Origin of the sequence: Blautia sp. NSJ-140 (assembly GCF_022868965.1) — a bacterium.
Taxonomy (GTDB): domain Bacteria; phylum Bacillota; class Clostridia; order Lachnospirales; family Lachnospiraceae; genus Blautia_A.
On the sequence record NZ_JALIFS010000002.1, the window covers coordinates 334,762 to 352,176 of the forward strand.

At 48.8% G+C, this 17,415-nt stretch carries 22 protein-coding genes and 2 pseudogenes; 23 read left to right on the plus strand and 1 reads right to left on the minus strand.

What is annotated here, in order from left to right; translation table 11 throughout:
- Positions 1–85: 85 nt before the first annotated feature.
- The 9 genes and pseudogenes from MUB50_RS04120 (at position 86) to MUB50_RS04155 (ending at position 5,522) form a co-directional block, all read left to right on the plus strand.
- Positions 86–298, plus strand: coding sequence for a hypothetical protein (locus MUB50_RS04120; protein WP_087212865.1), 213 nt, complete (start codon positions 86–88; stop codon positions 296–298).
- Complete coding sequence (locus MUB50_RS04125; protein ID WP_117962487.1) at positions 288–1,037, plus strand: phage replisome organizer N-terminal domain-containing protein; 750 nt, start codon at positions 288–290, stop codon at positions 1,035–1,037. Before MUB50_RS04120 ends, MUB50_RS04125 begins: the two co-directional genes overlap by 11 nt.
- Positions 1,034–1,891: an ATP-binding protein gene (locus MUB50_RS04130; protein ID WP_117962489.1), complete on the plus strand. Its 858-nt coding sequence runs from the start codon at positions 1,034–1,036 to the stop codon at positions 1,889–1,891. Before MUB50_RS04125 ends, MUB50_RS04130 begins: the two co-directional genes overlap by 4 nt.
- Positions 1,888–2,076, plus strand: a complete 189-nt coding sequence (locus tag MUB50_RS04135; RefSeq protein WP_002569233.1) for a transposon-encoded TnpW family protein — start codon at positions 1,888–1,890, stop codon at positions 2,074–2,076. Before MUB50_RS04130 ends, MUB50_RS04135 begins: the two co-directional genes overlap by 4 nt.
- A gap of 111 nt (positions 2,077–2,187) precedes the next feature.
- Entirely contained in the window at positions 2,188–3,798 is a 1,611-nt protein-coding gene (locus MUB50_RS04140; protein ID WP_117962491.1) for a recombinase family protein, read from the plus strand.
- A gap of 21 nt (positions 3,799–3,819) precedes the next feature.
- Positions 3,820–3,918: pseudogene (locus tag MUB50_RS17345) on the plus strand (Maff2 family mobile element protein); the annotation flags it as partial.
- Between the two features lie 142 nt (positions 3,919–4,060).
- The gene (locus tag MUB50_RS04145) at positions 4,061–4,285 is read left to right on the plus strand and encodes a helix-turn-helix domain-containing protein (RefSeq protein ID WP_015540949.1); all 225 of its coding nucleotides are present in this window, start codon (positions 4,061–4,063) and stop codon (positions 4,283–4,285) included.
- A gap of 18 nt (positions 4,286–4,303) precedes the next feature.
- Positions 4,304–4,723 (plus strand): nuclear transport factor 2 family protein, encoded by a 420-nt coding sequence (locus MUB50_RS04150; RefSeq protein ID WP_015540950.1) that lies wholly within the window; start codon positions 4,304–4,306, stop codon positions 4,721–4,723.
- Positions 4,724–4,757: 34 nt separating this feature from the next.
- Entirely contained in the window at positions 4,758–5,522 is a 765-nt protein-coding gene (locus tag MUB50_RS04155) for an MBL fold metallo-hydrolase (protein WP_015540951.1), read from the plus strand.
- A 45-nt stretch (positions 5,523–5,567) separates the two neighbouring features.
- Here the strand turns inward: MUB50_RS04155 and MUB50_RS04160 are convergent, their stop codons facing one another.
- Positions 5,568–6,389 carry a helix-turn-helix domain-containing protein gene (locus MUB50_RS04160; RefSeq protein WP_015540952.1) on the minus strand — a complete coding sequence of 274 codons (822 nt, stop codon included), beginning with the start codon at positions 6,387–6,389 and terminating at the stop codon, positions 5,568–5,570.
- Between the two features lie 533 nt (positions 6,390–6,922).
- Between MUB50_RS04160 and MUB50_RS04165 the strand changes: the two genes are divergently transcribed.
- The 14 genes and pseudogenes from MUB50_RS04165 (at position 6,923) to MUB50_RS04230 (ending at position 17,382) form a co-directional block, all read left to right on the plus strand.
- The gene (locus tag MUB50_RS04165) at positions 6,923–7,114 is read left to right on the plus strand and encodes a hypothetical protein (RefSeq protein WP_172455309.1); all 192 of its coding nucleotides are present in this window, start codon (positions 6,923–6,925) and stop codon (positions 7,112–7,114) included.
- A complete protein-coding gene (locus tag MUB50_RS04170; protein WP_015540954.1) occupies positions 7,115–7,453 on the plus strand; it encodes a DeoR family transcriptional regulator in 339 nt (112 codons plus the stop codon).
- Positions 7,450–7,764 carry a DUF3847 domain-containing protein gene (locus tag MUB50_RS04175; protein ID WP_244790180.1) on the plus strand — a complete coding sequence of 105 codons (315 nt, stop codon included), beginning with the start codon at positions 7,450–7,452 and terminating at the stop codon, positions 7,762–7,764. Before MUB50_RS04170 ends, MUB50_RS04175 begins: the two co-directional genes overlap by 4 nt.
- Positions 7,765–8,111: 347 nt before the next feature.
- The gene (locus MUB50_RS04180; RefSeq protein ID WP_015540956.1) at positions 8,112–8,489 is read left to right on the plus strand and encodes a GntR family transcriptional regulator; all 378 of its coding nucleotides are present in this window, start codon (positions 8,112–8,114) and stop codon (positions 8,487–8,489) included.
- A 1-nt stretch (position 8,490) separates the two neighbouring features.
- Positions 8,491–9,357, plus strand: coding sequence for an ABC transporter ATP-binding protein (locus MUB50_RS04185; protein WP_055052367.1), 867 nt, complete (start codon positions 8,491–8,493; stop codon positions 9,355–9,357).
- Positions 9,354–10,010 (plus strand): ABC-2 transporter permease, encoded by a 657-nt coding sequence (locus MUB50_RS04190; RefSeq protein ID WP_015540957.1) that lies wholly within the window; start codon positions 9,354–9,356, stop codon positions 10,008–10,010. Before MUB50_RS04185 ends, MUB50_RS04190 begins: the two co-directional genes overlap by 4 nt.
- A gap of 137 nt (positions 10,011–10,147) precedes the next feature.
- Positions 10,148–11,737: a MobQ family relaxase gene (gene mobQ, locus MUB50_RS04195; RefSeq protein ID WP_055052368.1), complete on the plus strand. Its 1,590-nt coding sequence runs from the start codon at positions 10,148–10,150 to the stop codon at positions 11,735–11,737.
- Between the two features lie 71 nt (positions 11,738–11,808).
- Complete coding sequence (locus tag MUB50_RS04200; RefSeq protein ID WP_055052369.1) at positions 11,809–12,453, plus strand: CHC2 zinc finger domain-containing protein; 645 nt, start codon at positions 11,809–11,811, stop codon at positions 12,451–12,453.
- 13 nt (positions 12,454–12,466) lie between these two features.
- Positions 12,467–13,765 carry a virulence-associated E family protein gene (locus MUB50_RS04205; RefSeq protein WP_015540959.1) on the plus strand — a complete coding sequence of 433 codons (1,299 nt, stop codon included), beginning with the start codon at positions 12,467–12,469 and terminating at the stop codon, positions 13,763–13,765.
- Between the two features lie 253 nt (positions 13,766–14,018).
- Complete coding sequence (locus MUB50_RS04210) at positions 14,019–14,216, plus strand: hypothetical protein (protein ID WP_055052370.1); 198 nt, start codon at positions 14,019–14,021, stop codon at positions 14,214–14,216.
- A complete protein-coding gene (locus MUB50_RS04215; protein ID WP_244790182.1) occupies positions 14,217–15,887 on the plus strand; it encodes a recombinase family protein in 1,671 nt (556 codons plus the stop codon).
- A 91-nt stretch (positions 15,888–15,978) separates the two neighbouring features.
- Positions 15,979–16,062 (plus strand): annotated as a pseudogene (locus MUB50_RS04220) (Maff2 family mobile element protein); the annotation flags it as partial.
- A 4-nt stretch (positions 16,063–16,066) separates the two neighbouring features.
- Complete coding sequence (locus MUB50_RS04225; RefSeq protein ID WP_005426566.1) at positions 16,067–16,939, plus strand: VirB6/TrbL-like conjugal transfer protein, CD1112 family; 873 nt, start codon at positions 16,067–16,069, stop codon at positions 16,937–16,939.
- Between the two features lie 14 nt (positions 16,940–16,953).
- The gene (locus MUB50_RS04230; protein ID WP_059085511.1) at positions 16,954–17,382 is read left to right on the plus strand and encodes a PrgI family protein; all 429 of its coding nucleotides are present in this window, start codon (positions 16,954–16,956) and stop codon (positions 17,380–17,382) included.
- Positions 17,383–17,415: the final 33 nt, after the last annotated feature.

The window sequence follows — 17,415 nt, forward strand, 5'->3', positions numbered from 1 at the left end:
AAAAACCCCGAAAATGATACCGAGATGATACAGAATTACCGCCGATACCGCCACACCAGCGGAAACGGCAGAAAGGAGCGCACCCATGCCAAGAATGAGCAAGAAACGGCGGCTGGAATGGTCTTTTTTCCTGCGGCAAGTGAAAGTCGGGAATGCCACCTGCGACCGTATCACATACAACGACCTCTGCCGGAGCTGTACCCATAGCTGCAAGCAGAGCTTCCGGGCGGTTATCATACTCTGCCCCCGCTACTACTCCAAACGCCGGAAAAAGGAGGACAGGGACAATGGCAGATAACCGCAAGTATTACTACCTCAAGCTGAAAGAGAACTTTTTTGACAGCGACTCCATTGTACTGCTGGAAGATATGAAAGACGGGATTTTATATTCCAATATTCTCTTGAAGCTGTACTTAAAATCGCTGAAAAACGGCGGGAAGTTGCAGCTTGACGAGCATATCCCCTACACAGCGCAGATGATAGCGACACTGACCCGCCACCAGATAGGGACAGTTGAGAGGGCTTTAGAGATTTTCCGGCAGTTGGGGCTTGTGGAGCAGCTTGACAGCGGGGCTTTCTATATGACCGACATTGAGCTGATGATAGGACAGTCCTCTACCGAAGCCGAGAGGAAACGGGCTGCAAGGCTGGAAAACAAGGCACTTTTACCGCCCCGGACAAAAGGCGGACATTTGTCCGACATTCGTCCACCAGAGATAGAGATAGAGTTAGAGAAAGAGATAGAGATAGAAAAAGAGAGAGAGGGAGAAACGGGATACCCCGCCCCCGCCGCTTATGGCAGATACAACAATGTGATACTGACCGATACAGAGCTTTCCGGGCTGAAAACAGAGCTGCCCGACAAGTGGGAGTATTATATTGACCGGCTTTCCTGCCATATCGCTTCCACCGGGAAGCAGTACCACAGCCATGCAGCCACCATTTACAAGTGGGCGCAGGAGGACGCTGCCAAAGGCAAGGCTGCCCCGAAACAGGGCATACCCGATTATTCATGCAAGGAGGGCGAGAGCTTATGAAAAACGAGATTGAAGCTATGATTACGGACATTACAGCCACTACCGCCGAAGCAGAGGACTACACAGGCGAGGACGGGCTTTTATACTGCGGCAAGTGCCATACGCCAAAAGAAGCATACTTTTCAAAAGAAACCGCCCAATGGTTAGGGCATGACCGACACCCGGCAGAGTGCGACTGCCACCGGGCAGCCCGTGAAAAGCGGGAAGCCGCTGAAAGCCGACAGAAGCACCTTGAAACAGTGGAGGACTTGAAACGCCGGGGCTTTACCGACCCCGCTATGCGGAACTGGACATTTGAGCATGACAACGGCAGAAACCCACAGACCGAAACCGCCCGCTTTTATGTGGAGAGTTGGGAAACCATGCAGGCTGAAAATATCGGCTACCTGTTTTGGGGCGGCGTGGGGACAGGAAAAAGCTACCTTGCCGCCTGTATCGCCAACGCCCTTATGGAAAAAGAGGTTGCCGTTCGCATGACAAATTTTGCAACGATACTGGGTGACCTTGCCGCCAGCTTTGAGGGCAGGAACGAATATATTTCCCGCCTTTGCAGCTACCCTCTGCTGATACTTGATGATTTTGGTATGGAGCGAGGGACAGAGTACGGGCTGGAACAGGTTTACAGCGTGATTGACAGCCGTTACCGAAGCGGCAAGCCGCTGATCGCCACGACCAACCTCACGCTGGAGGAATTGCAGCACCCGCAGGACACGCCCCACGCCCGTATCTATGACAGGCTGACTTCCATGTGCGCCCCCGTCCGCTTCACGGGCAGCAACTTCCGAAAGGAAACCGCACAGGAAAAGCTGGAACGATTAAAGCAACTGATAAAGCAGCGAAAGGAGAGCCTATGACAGAAACCAAACAGACAAGCACCACCAAAACAGACCGCCGCCCGGACTGTGTAACGGAAATCCGCATGGGCAACTCCGTCCTTACCGTTTCCGGCTTCTTCAAGCAGGGCGCAACCGACACCGCAGCCGACAAGATGATGAAAGTGCTGGAAGCGGAAGCTGCTACACAAAAAACGGCGATTTGACAGACCATAAAGAAGCAGATTTGACGCTTTTGCCGCTATACAGACAGCCGCCCCATGTGGTACAATCAAGGTACGGAATAGTGGGGCTGGCTGTCGGAAACGGAGGATTTTATGTTAAGACAGACCAACCAACAACCAATTACCGCCCTTTACCCAAGACTTTCCCATGAGGACGAGCTGCAAGGCGAGAGCAATTCCATTTCCAATCAGAAGCGTATCCTTGAAACCTATGCGAAGCAGAACGGCTTTTCCAATCTGCGCTGGTACACGGACGACGGTTATTCTGGTGCGAACTTTCAAAGACCCGGTTTTCAAGCCATGCTTGCGGACATTGAAGCCGGAAAAGTCGGGACAGTTATCGTAAAGGATATGTCGAGGTTAGGGCGAAACTACCTGCAAGTGGGAATGTACACGGAAATGATTTTCCCACAGAAAGGCGTCCGCTTCATCGCTATCAATGACGGAGTGGACAGCGCACAGGGCGACAATGACTTTGCCCCGCTGCGGAATATCTTTAACGAATGGCTGGTGAGAGATACGAGCAAGAAAATACGGGCGGTAAAACGCTCAAAAGGCATGAGTGGCAAGCCCATCACAAGCAAGCCTGTGTATGGCTACCTCATGGACGAGGACGAAAATTTCATCATTGACGAGGAAGCTGCACCCGTAGTCAAGCAGATATACAACCTCTGTCTTGCCGGGAATGGTCCGACCAAGATAGCCCGTATGCTCACAGAGCAGCAAATCCCCACGCCGGGAACGCTTGAATACCGCAGGACGGGCAGCACCCGCCGCTACCACCCCGGCTATGAGTGCAAGTGGGCGACCAATACCGTAGTGCATATCCTTGAAAACCGGGAATACACAGGCTGTCTGGTAAATTTCAAGACAGAAAAACTTTCTTACAAAGTCAAGCACAGTGTAGAAAATCCCCCGGAAAAGCAAGTGATTTTCGAGAACCACCACGAGCCTATCATAGACACCCAGACATGGGAACGGGTGCAGGAGCTTCGCAAACAGCGCAAACGCCCAAACCGCTATGATGAAGTGGGTTTGTTCTCCGGCATACTGTTCTGTGCGGACTGCGGCAGCGTGATGTATCAGCAGCGATACCAGACGGACAAGCGCAAGCAGGACTGTTATATCTGCGGCAACTACAAGAAACGCACCCATGACTGTACGGCGCACTTTATCCGCACCGACCTCTTGACCGCTGGTGTACTCTCCAATCTGCGGAAAGTGACCAGCTATGCGGCAAAGCATGAAGCCCGGTTTATGAAACTCTTGATTGAGCAGAACGAGGACGGGGGCAAACGCAGGAACGCCGCCAAGAAAAAGGAACTGGAAGCCGCCGAGAAACGCATAGCCGAGTTATCCGCTATCTTCAAGCGGCTGTATGAGGACAGCGTGACCGGGCGCATATCAGACGAGCGTTTCACAGAACTGTCGGCAGACTATGAAGCAGAACAACGGGAGCTGAAAGAAAGAGCCGCTGCTATCCAAGCGGAGCTTTCCAAAGCACAGGAAGCCACCGTGAACGCAGAAAAGTTTATGAATGTTGTCCGGCGGCATACCAGCTTTGAAGAACTTACCCCTACTCTGCTGCGGGAGTTTGTAGAGAAAATCGTTGTGCATGAGTGCAGCTATGACGAGAACAAGACCCGCAGACAGGACATTGAGATTTATTATTCTTTTGTTGGCAAGGTGGACTTGCCCGAATAACCGCCCGACCTATCCGACACAATGCGCAAGTGCCGGATAGGAACGGCAAAATTTTTTACACTTCTATTACTTCTTTATCGCACATCAGTAAAGTCACAAGGAATAAAACAGCTTATGGCTAAGTAGATGTAATCAAGAGAAGAAAGGAAAAGCACAATCCAGACGGAACCGGCGGTTGCGTCAAGAAATGTTTGTGAGTTAGCAAGAATTTTGATATAATGGGAACAGGAACCCCGAAACCGGGAGAAAGGCAGGAGGATAAATGCACATAAGCTATAAACCCCTCTGGCACACGCTGGTTGAGCGCAACATGAGGAAAGAGGACTTGCGGATTGCCGCCGGTCTTACCACAAATATGATTGCCAACATGGGTAAAGGCAAAAACATCAGCATGGAAACGCTGGTTCGTATCTGCGAAGCCCTGAATTGTGGCATTTTGGATGTAATTGAATTAGAGCAGGACAAAGACGCTGAAAAATTAAATTGACAAGGAAGGCGCTGCGAAATGGACAATAGAGAAAGAATTATCAGACTTTGGTTTGATATGTGGCTTGCAAAAAAAGATTTGGGTATATTTAATGTATTTTCTGATAATGCCGTATATATTGAAAGTTGGGGGCCAGAGTACCACGGCTCCAAGAAAATAAAACTTTGGTTTGAGGAATGGAATACCCGTGGAACTGTCTTGCAATGGGACATCAAGCAATTTTTCCATAAAGGCAATCAAACCATTGTTGAATGGTATTTCAAAAATAAGATGGACGCCGGTAACGTAGAAGCGTTTGATGGAATGTCACTGATAGAATGGACGCCAGATGGCAAGATTGCTCTCTTAAAAGAATTTGGTTGTAACGAAAATCGGTATGACCCTTATAAAGATGGCAATATACCACATTTCAGAGATGAAAATGCAAAGTGGTTTTAACTGGAAATTCAGTTGCTGGAGGTAATTATACGGAATGGATAATTGGTTTACCATTGAGCAAATAGACCGTGATACATTCTCTATTAGCGAATACAAGCACTGGGAAGAAACACATTGTTATCTATTATGTGGGGAAAAATATGCTATTCTCATTGATACAGGTTTAGGCGTTTCCAACATCAGAAAAATTGTGGACTCTCTGACAAAGCTGCCTGTTATGACAGTTACAACTCATGTTCATTGGGATCACATTGGCGGGCATAAGTATTTTGATAATATCGCCGTACATGAAGCGGAAAAGGACTGGCTATCGGTCAGGTTTCCGATACCATTGCAAGTTGTGAAGAATAATTTGACAAGGCTTCCTTGTGATTTTCCAAGAGATTTTGATATTAACGCTTATCAGATTTTTCAAGGTATCCCACAAAGAATTTTACACGATGGCGATTTTCTAAATTTAGGCGGGCGGGAAATTCAAGTTGTTCACACGCCGGGACATTCTCCCGGACATTGTTGCTTTTACGAACCAGAACGAAACTATTTGTATTCCGGGGATTTGATATACAAGGGAAGCCTGGACGCATTTTACCCAACTACCGACCCGAAGCTATTCTATCAATCTATAAGGCGAATACGGAAATACAATATAAAAAAAGTTCTGCCCGGACACCATCAGTTGGATATTCCCGTTTCTTTGATAGCCGATATTGAAGCCGGATTTGCACAATTAGAGAGAGCCGGAAAACTCAAACAGGGAAATGGATTGTTTAAGTTTCAGGATTTCCAAATTCATATATAATCAAAGCTGCCGTTGCAGGAACAACCATTCCCACAACGGCAGTTTTCATTTCCACGGCCTGCGCCGGAAGTTCATACCGGACTGTTTTATCAGCGGGGATTTCTTGAACAGTTTCTTCAAAAGGCTTCGTTCCTCTTGTGAGAGCCGCTTATATTTAAGCTGGAACGCCTTACAGAACATCTCCGTGAATTGCTGAACCCTGTCCCCCGGCGATTGCATGGCCTTTTGTACTTCCCGTATCAGTTCATCGGCGGGAGTGGTATCCGGCGCACTTTCATTGTCATTTTCGTGCGCCTTGCGTATGTCGTGGAGAATAACGTCCCATGTTTTGTGCGTCACATGGCAGAAGAAATCTTCTTCCTCTACCTGACAGGCTTCCAATATTTTGATTGCCCGGTCTGCCGTAGCTTCGGGATGTTCTTCCAGTATCATAGCCCGTAAAGCAGCCAGTGAGCTGTTTGTGTCATGGAAGTGCATGGTTGCTATCCCATCCACATAGATTTCTGCGTCTGCCAGCAGTTCCTTGAATTTTTCATGGGAGATAATCTCACACAGCAGCCGGTTGTTGAAGCGTTCACTTTTCAGCAGTTCTACGACTTCATCACTCAAATGCAGTTCTTCTATCGGTGTGTTTTCATATTTCCGATTGTTGGTAAGGCCGAGCAGATAGTCAACGGACACTTTATAGAAGTCTGCCAGCTTCAGCAGGCTGCCGTGATTGATTTCCTTGTATTCATCATTGTCGTTTTCATAGCTGCCGAGGGCTGATTTTGAAATGCCGGTTTCCTGCGCCAGTTCTTCCAGATTTAAGCCCCGTTCTACCCGTAAATCTTTCAGGCGTTCCTGTACGGAAATGCGGGTTTTCATAGATACATCGCTCCTTCCTGCGGCTGGCTGCCGCCGTCAATTCCATTATACCATACCCGTTCCGCAATCGTGGAAATTTTCGATTTCGGGGCGGTTTTCCTACTTTGTGGATATACGGGAGAAGGCTCAAAAATGTGCCATAATGGGCTTAGTTCATCGATGGATTATTCCAATCGAATGACCGGCCTGTATGGGATATGCTCCCCGGCGATGTAGCGCAATGACTTGCGGCAGGGAAATGGAGGAACCATGACCGCAACGAGCGTACCAAAGGGAGCGAAACGCCGTTGTGAGAGCCAGGGGCAGGAACGACATCAGGGAGAACCGGCGAAAATGAACACCGAATTGATACCGAAACACAACAATCCGATAGGGCATAGTCTACCCTATCCGTAATACTGCGGGGGATTTTCGGGCGGTTCTATGGCCGCTTTTTCCCTGAAAATCGCCCCGAAACACGACACTAAAATCTGCTATCCGTCTATTGCGGCTGTTACGGCTGAAATGGGCGGATTTTTGTTTAAGGAGGCACCATGCCGAGAATGCCGAAAAAGAGGAAGCTGGAACTGTCTTTCTTCCTCAATGAACGGGGGCGGGTAACGTACAACGACCTTTGCCGGAAATGCCAGCGAACTTGTAAGCAGAGTTTCCGGGCGGTCATTGTGGACTGCCCCCATTATCTTTCCAAACGCTCAAAACGAAAAGTAAAGGAGGACACCGATTGAATGGATGTTGAATTTATGACCGCAGACACCACCCTGCCGCCCTGTATGCCGCTGCCGAGAGCCATGCTGCGGCTCCCGATCAGCAGCACCGCAAAGGTCATGTACGCCCGGATGTTGGATATTGTTTTCCTGTCCGGCATAGAGGACACCAACGGGATTTTATTTATCCATTTCCCCATCGTGGAACTGGCGGCGGCACTTGCCCGCAGCACAATGACCGTGAAGCGTTCCCTGAATGAATTGGAGGACGCCGGACTGATACTGCGGGTGCGTCAGGGCTTCGGGGAACCCAACAAGATATATGTACTCATTCCAAAGAAGGAGGACAGACGCTTATGAATGAAAAGCTGGAAGCACTCAATCAGGAAATAGAGAAAACGGAAAAGAAGCTGCGGAGAGCGCAGCATGAAGAAAAGATATTGGAACACCAGATAAAGGCGTTGACACGGAAGGAACGGACACACCGGCTTTGTACCAGAGCCGCCATGCTGGAAAGCTACCTTCCCCACCCGGAAGCTATCACGGATGAACAGGTCAGTTTGTTCTTGAAGCTACTGTTCCGGCAGGACAGCACCCGGCAGCTTATGGAAAAAGTGTTCGCCGGAAACGGCGATTTTCAGGGAGAGGACAAAGGCCTGGAACGGCCATAATTGCTTCCAGAGCCGCAACCCGTGGGCTACCCCTCTGAAAGAGGGCGCAACTATACACCACCTGAAGGTAGTGTGTTGCGCCCTGCCGGGGGCTTCCTGCGGAAAGCGGATGATTGCCCGCAGCGTTCCGACTCCTGCCAATCATCACAGGGGAAGCTACACTTCCCCTGCGCTGGCTGCCGCCAGCTACCCCTTTGTGGACTTGCCGCCCGGAAGCACCTTGCGTTGCAAGCTGTTCCGTTCAGCAAGTTTAAAATTCATTCATAAATTTTCTGTTGACACCCAATCCGAATGTGAATATAATGTACTTGTACATACAGTACATTTTAAAGTGAAGGCGGTGAAGCATGGAAATCATAATCAGCAATAATGCAAATAAGCCAATATACGAGCAAATAACAACACAGATTAAAGCTATGATAATGAGTGGAGAATTGCAAGCAGGAGACGCCATCCCCTCAATGCGTTCATTGGCTAAATCTATTCACGTTAGCGTTATAACCGTCCAAAAGGCGTATGAAGATTTGCAAAGGGACGGTTTTATTGAAACAACTGTTGGCAGAGGTAGTTTTGTATCAGCACGAAACAAGGAATTTTATCAAGAAGAACAGCAACGTATTGCCGAAGAACATTTGCAAGCTGCCGCTAATATTGGACGTGTAAGCAACATTCCTTTATCTAAACTAACGGAATTGCTCACAATGTTTTATATGGAGGACGAATAAAATGAATTATGCTTTGAAACTTGATAATGTATGCAAGACCTATGAAACGTCAGATTTTCTTTTGGATAATGTGTCTTTTGAAGTACCTATGGGGTCTGTTATGGGGTTCGTTGGGGAGAATGGTGCTGGTAAGACAACAACCATAGGCTGTATTTTGAATACGCTGTTCCGCAATTCTGGTTCCATTCAAATCTTTGAGAAAGAAATGAAAGACGAGGATACCGTATTGAGGAATGATATTGGTGTTGTCTATGATGGGGATAATTTCCCGAAATACCTTACTGCCAAACAAATTTCCGAGATTATGCAAGGAATTTTCTCTCAATGGGATAATAGTTTGTTTCAAAAATATTTAAAAACATTCCGGCTAAACGAGAAACAGAAAATTGGAAAATATTCAAAAGGAATGACAATGAAATTGGCAATCGCAGTCGCATTATCGCATCATCCGAAGTTGCTAATTTTAGATGAAGCTACCAGTGGCCTTGACCCTATTATGAGAGATGAGATGTTAGAGGTTTTTCTGGACTTTGTTGGTGAGGACGATCATTCTATTTTACTTTCTTCTCATATCACAAGTGATTTGGAAAAAATAGCAGATTACATTACTTTCATCCATCAAGGGCGCATTATTCTAACCGAGTCAAAAGATAATCTGATTTATAAATATGCCATATTGCGTTGCAAAGAGAAACAATTTGAAAATTTAGATAAAAGTGACATTCTTGCTTATCGCAGACAAGATTATCAGATTGATGTGCTGGTTAATAATAAGGAAGCCGCCGAACGAAAGTATGCTGGTATTGTTATTGACCATGCAACGATTGATGAAATAATGCTAATACTGGTAAAAGGAGAACAGAAATGAAAGGTCTTTTGAAAAATAATTTCTATGGAGTTATTGAAAACCTGAAAATCGCACTTGCATTTGTAATGCTTGTAGGTGTACTTTTACTTATAACAGGGGAAGCAACATTGCTTTCTGCTTTTTCTCTCATAGCTCCACCGATAATTGCACTTTTGATGGTTTCATGTGTGCGTAAAGAAAGCGCATCTAAATGGGAAAAATATAAACTCACTCTCCCGGTTAGACGAAAAGCCATTATTGAAAGTCAATATATTAGTCATACAATATGGAGTATATCTGGGGTTGTGATTGTGGCTGTTTTTATGACCCTCACAGTTTTTATTCATGGCGACCAATACTTTTATTATGGTTTCCGTGACGCTATCACATTAGTATTAGGCGGCGGAATACTGGCTATTCTAATTGGAGCCTTTTCTTATCCACTTTACTATTTATGGGGAGCAGAGAAAACAGAAGTCATTCTGATTATAAGTGTGATTGGTTCGATAGGCATAGTATTCGCATTGACTATGTTAGTTAATACATTTTCTGATGGAAATGTTTCAGATACTTTGTACTATATCAGCTTATTGGTTGTCACGGCAATCACTATAATTACTTTTATATTCTCTTGTGTTTTGACAAAACAAATTTTTCAACACTGCGAATATTAAATTGAAATCGGGCCAACCTGACCCGAACTTTCAAAACTGAATACCAGCCGCCACCGGCGGCACCACCGAGCAGGAAATCTTGAAACAGGTTCCCTGCTCTTTTTTTGCCTGGACGCCGGGAGAAAGGAGGACACGACTTGCCATGCCCGCACTTTGATGTGAAAATCATCCAGCGCAGCAAGCGCCAGTCAGCCGTTGCGTCTGCCGCCTACCAGAGCGGGGAACGGCTGTTTTCTGAATACGACCAGAAGCAGAAATACTATTCCCATAAAAGTGAAATCGTCCACACCGAAATCATGCTGCCGCCCCATGCCCCGCCGGAGTACGCAGACCGGAATACCTTGTGGAACGCCGCCGAAGCCATAGAAAAACAATGGAACTCCCAGCTTGCCCGGAGGTTCGTGCTTGCCATACCGAGGGAACTTCCCCGGTCACAGTACGCCGACCTTATCCGGGACTACTGCCGGGAGTTTTTTGTTTCCAAAGGCATGATTGCTGACTTTGCCATCCATGACAAGGGGGACGGAAATCCCCACGCCCACATCCTTCTTACCATGCGGGCGATGGACGAAACCGGGAAATGGCTCCCTAAGAGCCGGAAGGTCTACGACCTTGACGAGAACGGCGAGCGTATCCGGCTTGCGTCCGGCAGATGGAAAAGCCACAAGGAGGACACCGTGGACTGGAACGACCAGAAGTACGCCGAGATATGGCGGCAGGGCTGGGCTGACACAGCAAACCGCTATCTGGAAGCCATCGGCAGCCCGGAGCGCCTTGACCTTCGCTCCTATGCCCGACAGGGGATTGATAAAATCCCCACCGTCCACATGGGGCCAGCGGTCAGCCAGTTGGAGAAGAAAGGCATACAGACCAACATCGGCAACCTGAACCGGGACATCAAAGCCGCCAATTCCCTCATGCAGTCTATCCGGCAGATGGTACGCAGCTTAAAGGGCTGGCTGTCCGGCCTGAAAGAGAAAAAAGCGGCGCTGCTGGAAGCACTGGAACAGGCAAAGGAGCCGACCATCCCCGAACTGCTTTCCCGGTATCTGGATATGCGGAGTGAGGAACGCACCGGCTGGACTTCCAAGGGGAAGCTGAAAGGCACTGTTGGCGATTTCAACAAGGTCATGGAAGCCCTTGATTTCCTGCGGCAGAAAGAGATTTCCACCGTGGAGAGCCTTGACGCCTATCTGGATGAAGCCAGCGCACAGGCCGTTTCCATCCGTGAGGAAATCAGGCCGATGGAGAAACGTGTGAAAGAGATTGACCGGCTGCTTTTCCATATCGGGAACTTTGAAGCAAACAAGCCGGTTCATGCGAAATATGCTGCTATCCGCTGGAAGAAACCCAAGGAGAAATTTGCCGCCGACCATAAGGAGGAACTGGACGCCTACAACGCTGCCCTGCGGTATTTCAAGGTTCACCTTGATGGGGCGAAGTACAGCACGAAGAAGCTGGCCGGGGAACAGGCACAGCTTTCAGAGAATATCGCTTCCAAGACGGAAGCACTGACTGCCGTACAGGAGGATGTGAAGATTTTGCGGGATGTGCGCCACTGGCTCAATCAGGTTTTGCCATCCGAGCAGTACCGCCAGACCGCAGAGCCGGGAAAGAAACCATCCATCCAGCAGGCAGTCAAAGGCCGGGAGCAGCGTATCCGGGAGGAACAGGCAGAGAAACGCCAGACGCCCCGCCGCCAGCAAAAACAGGATATGGAACTTTAACCAATCAGGCGCTTGCTATTTTCCCCGTGAGAATGGCAGGCGCTTTTCTTATTTTCAGGAGGATTTGCCTATTGAACGTATTTGAAGCCGTGAAGCAGTCTGTTACCACCCGGCAGGCTGCTGAGCATTACGGTATCCGGGTAGGAAGAAACGGGATGTGCGTCTGCCCCTTCCATGACGATAAAAATCCCAGCATGAAGGTTGACCGGCGCTTCCATTGCTTCGGCTGTCAGGCAGACGGGGATGTGATTGACTTTGTTTCCCGTCTGGAAAACGTCAGCCCCAAGGAAGCCGCCCTCATGCTGGCGCAGGACTTCTCCATCCCCTATGAGGATAAGGAGCCGCCAAGCAGGAGCCGCCGCCCCCAGCCCCGGCAGGAAAGCCCGGAGCAACAATTTAAGCGCATGGAACGCCACTGTTTCCGGGTACTGTCCGACTATCACAATCTGCTGCGCCGCTGGAAGCGGGACTATGCCCCCAAGACACCGGACGAGGAATGGCACCCGCTTTTCGTGGAAGCCTTGCAGAAACAAGCCCATGTGGAATATCTGCTGGATGTGCTGCTGTTCTCCGACATAGAGGAACGGGCTGCCCTGATTGCCAGCTACGGAAAGGAAGTGAGGAACCTTGAGCGGAGAATGGCAGACCTTGCCGCCCGAACTGCGGCAGGCCGTGACAGACACCATCGAAGCCGCACCCCCGCCCCGGAGCGTTGAGGAAGTCAAGGCCATGCTGGAAAGCACCGAGAAAGGCGGCGTGCGGAACAGTATCCACAACTGCCTTACCGTGTTCCAGTATGACCCCATCCTTTCCGGGGCGGTTGCGAAAAATCTCCTGACCGAGCGCATTGACCTTCTAAAGCCCATCGGCAGGAAACGCAGAACCGGCAGCAAGGCCATGACCGACACGGATATGAAATATATCCGGCTGTATCTGGAAGATACCTACGGCCTGACCAGCGAGAAAAAGATAGCAGACGCCGCCGATCTGGCCGCAGACGCCAACAGCTACCATCCCATCCGGGACTATCTGAGCGGCCTTGTCTGGGACGGGAAAGAGCGTATCCGCTACTGCCTGCGGCACTTTCTGGGAGCCGACACGGACAACTTCACTTACCATTCCCTGCGGCTGTTCCTGCTGGGAGCCATCCACCGGGCTTTCAGCCCCGGCTGTAAGTTTGAGGTCATGCTCTGTCTGGTAGGCGGTCAGGGAGCCGGGAAATCCACCTTCTTCCGGCTGCTGGCCGTAAAGGACGAGTGGTTTTCCGATGATTTGCGGAAGCTGGACGATGATAACGTGTACCGGAAGTTACAAGGCCACTGGATAATTGAAATGTCGGAGATGATTGCCACTGCCAACGCCAAGAGCATAGAGGAAATCAAGTCATTTTTAAGCCGCCAGAAGGAGGTCTATAAAATCCCCTACGAAACCCACCCGGAGGACAGGCTGCGGCAATGCGTGTTTGGCGGGACTTCCAATGCGCTGGACTTCCTGCCCCTTGACCGTTCCGGGAACCGGCGCTTCCTGCCGGTCATGGTCTACCCTGAACAGGCCGAGGTACACATTTTGGACGATGAAGCCGCTTCCAGAGCCTATATCGAACAGGTATGGGCGGAAGCCATGACGACCTACAAAAGCGGCGATTTTAAGCTGTCTTTTACACCCGAAATGATACAGTACCTCAAAGAACACCAGCGGGATTTCATGCCGGAGGACACCAAGGCCGGGATGATACAGGCATACCTTGACCGCTACACCGGCAGCGCCGTATGCTCCAAGCAGCTTTTTAAGGAAGCCCTGAACCACCCCTTTGACGAGCCGAAGCAATGGGAAATCCGGGAAGTCAACGACATCATGAACCACTGTATCACGGGATGGAAGTATTTCTCCAATCCCCGGATATTTGAAGGATACGGCAGGCAAAAGGGCTGGGAACGGGAAGCCCCGGCAACGGGCGCTGACAACGGGCGTGAAAAAACGCCGGACGGATTTGTGGAAGTGACCGAGCAGATGGAACTTCCCTTCTGAAAAATCCGGGGAAACCACAGCCGGTTGCCGACCCCGTTGCTATCCCGTTGCCGAGCCGGTTGCCGGGAAAAAGCCCGTAACTGCGGGCTTTTCTCCCCTCTGACAACCAAAGCAACAGAAAAATAAAAGAAAAAGTAAATAAACAGTAACCCGCCAGACAGAGATTGTTTTCGAGGTTTTTTGAAGCCCGTTGCCGGACTTCGTTGCCGACCCTCTCCTGTCTGGCTTATTTCATTTATGGAGGTAACTGCCTATGGCAAAAAGCAAAACTGAAATCCATGTCACAACGGTATTTGACGGCGAACTGGACGCTACGGACGTTTTCGTGAGCCTGATTGCACAGAAATACAGCCAGAGAAATGATAAAGAATATCTTGTGAAAAAGCAAGATTTAGAGTATAATAAAGACAAGGTTCAGCATGACCGTGTTCCGTCTGGATTGTGCGGGTAAATGGTTATGATGAACGGAATGGAATATACAGGCATGGACGCAATACTGGCGGGCAGCTTCCGGGCGGCTATCTATTGCAGGCTTTCCAAGGACGATGACCTTGACGGGGAGAGCGCCAGCATTGCAAACCAGCGGGATATGCTGGAAAACTACTGCGAGAAGCAGGGATGGGAGGTTGTTGCAGTCTATCAGGACGATGGCTACACGGGGCTGAACATGGAGCGCCCCGACCTGAAACGGATGTTGAAAGCCATCGAGCGCAGGCAGGCCAACCTTGTGATAACGAAAGACCTATCCAGACTGGGTAGGAATTACTTGCAGACCGGCTTCCTGATTGAAGATTTCTTTCCCCGCCACGGCGTCCGGTATATCGCCATGAATGACGGTATCGACACCATGCGGGACAACAACGACATTGCACCGTTCAAGAATATCCTCAACGAGATGTACAGCAAGGACATTTCCAAGAAGGTTCATTCCTCTTATCTGCTGAAAGCCCAGAAAGGCCAGTTTACCGGCTGCCTTGCCCCCTTCGGCTACCAGAAAGACCCGGAGGACAAAAACCACCTGCTGATTGACGAGGAAACAGCTCCCATTGTCCGGCGTCTGTTTGCATGGGCGCTGGAAGGACACGGCCCCAACTACATCCGGCGCAGGCTGGAAGAAGAAAAAATCCCCTGTCCGACCTACTGGAACCGGGTACGGGGGCTGCGGAACGTGTCAACCAAGTGGGAAAAGAAAGACCCGGTAAACGGGCGGTATATCTGGGACTTTACCGTGATTAAGGACATCCTGATGAACCCCGTCTACACCGGCGCTATCGCTTCCCAGAAGAAGGAATACCGCTTCAAAATCGGCACCATCGGGGAGAAAAAGCCGGAGGAATGGATTGTCGTGGAGAACCAGCATGAGCCGCTTGTTGACCGCAAGACCTTTGACATCGTGCAGCGCAAGCTGAAATCCCGGCAGCGCCCCCGCCAGACCGGGGAAATCAGCCTGTTTGCGGGGCTTATCAAATGCGGCGAGTGCGGGAAGTCGCTGACTATCCGCTACACCAACGAGAAGCACCCGAAGCAGATTTATTCCTGTAAGACCTACAACGCCTACGGAAAGCAGCACTGTTCCCAGCACCGGGTTGAGTACGACACCCTGTACCGGCTTGTCCTGAACAAAATCCGGGAGTGCGCCAGAGCAGCCCTGATGGACGGGGAGGCCGTTGCCGAGAAGCTGTCCGACACCTGCGAAGCCGAGCAGAAAGGCCAGCGGGAAGCGTTGGAGCGTTCCCTTGCCAAAGACGAGGAACGGATTGACGTTCTGGAAAAGATGGTGCTGCGGCTGTATGAGGACATGGTTGCCGGACGTATCAGCGAAGCGAACTTCAATCTGCTGATGGAAAAGACGCAGAAGGAACAGGCCGAGTTGAAAACAAGGGTTGAGGAAGGCCGGAAGAAGCTGGCCGATGAAATCCGGCTTGCGTGTGACGCCCGCCAGTGGGTAGAAGCCATTCAGGAATACGCCGACATCACGGAACTGGACGCCGCCACCCTCAACCGCCTGATTAAAGAAATCGTTGTCCATGAGAGCATAGACAGCGATAGGACAAGACACATTTCTATCGAAATTCATTTCAATCTCAAACCCATCCCGGAAGTGGAGCAGGTCACAGCCTGACCTGCCCCGCCGGGGCGGTTCTTAAAAAACTCCATAGATATTTCTTGACACGCCGCCGCCCGCCATCGAGCCGGTTTCCTACACCTATTTGGGTATGAAACAGTTGATGGCGGGCGGTGGCATCGTACTGATTGGAATAAACCTGATTCCACAGCTTGCAACTTTGTTTGGATAAATAAATGGGTGGAATAACCGAAAAAATAACAGAGTTCATAAAGGATCTGCTAACAGGCTGGATCACATCAAACCTGGATACCATGTTCACCGATGTAAATACCAAAGTAGAAACGATTGCTACAGAGGTTGGGAAAACACCCCAAAATTGGAACAGTGGCATTTTTTCCATGATAAAAAATCTGTCGGATAATGTCATTGTCCCCATTGCGGGGATGATTATTACATTTGTACTGTGTTATGAGCTGATTTCCATGATTATGGAAAAAAACAATATGCACGATACGGATACGTTTATGTTTTTCAAATACATTTTTAAGATGTGGGTAGCGGTATATCTGGTTACTCATACTTTTGATATTGCGATGGCAATTTTTGATGTAGCGAATCATGTGGTATCCAATGCTGGCGGTATGATAACCGGTTCCGCATCTATTGATGTTACAGAAGCATTGAAAACGCTTCTTGAAACGCAGATTGAAGATATGGGAATCGGAGAATTACTGGGGCTTGGTCTGGAAACGATGCTGGTCAGTTTATGTCTAAAAATCATATCAGTCCTGATTACCGTCATTTTATATGGACGAATGATAGAAATATATCTTTATGTCTCTGTGGCACCTATTCCGTTTTCAACATTTACGAACAGGGAATGGGGAAGTATTGGAAATAATTATGTGAAGGCATTATTAGCGTTGGGATTCCAGGGATTTTTTATGATGGTATGTGTTGCGATTTATGCAGTTCTGGTAAATGCTATTACAGTTGCGGATAATCTTCATACAGCTATCTGGTCAGTTGCAGCATATACAGTTATTTTATGTTTCAGCCTGTTTAAGACCAGTTCCCTGGCAAAATCAATCTTCAATGCACATTAGGAGGAAACAAGAATATGGCATATGTTCCAGTGCCGAAAGATTTTTCAAAAATAAAGACAAAATTAGCACTGAATTTAACTAAAAGACAAATTATATGTTTTTCTCTGGCAGGAATTTGTGGTGTTCCGGTCTATTTGCTGACAAAAGCAGGACTAGGAACAGATGTGGCAGCAACGCTTATGATCATAGTGATGCTGCCATTTTTCTTTTTTGCAATGTATGAAAAGGATGGATTTCCAGCAGAGAAAATATTGCTTCACATTATCCGGCAGAAATTTTTAAGACCTGGAATCAGGTTCTATCGTTCCCAAAACTTATATGACCGGATTATAGAGTACGATAAATTAGAGAAAGAGGGTGCATGGCTTGAGAAAAAGGCAAAAGAAGCCAGGGAAGCGAGAAATCCGTTCCATTTCCTTAAAAAAGCAGACCGAAAAAAATAAGAAACAGAAAACCGGACTTACGAAAGAAGAAAA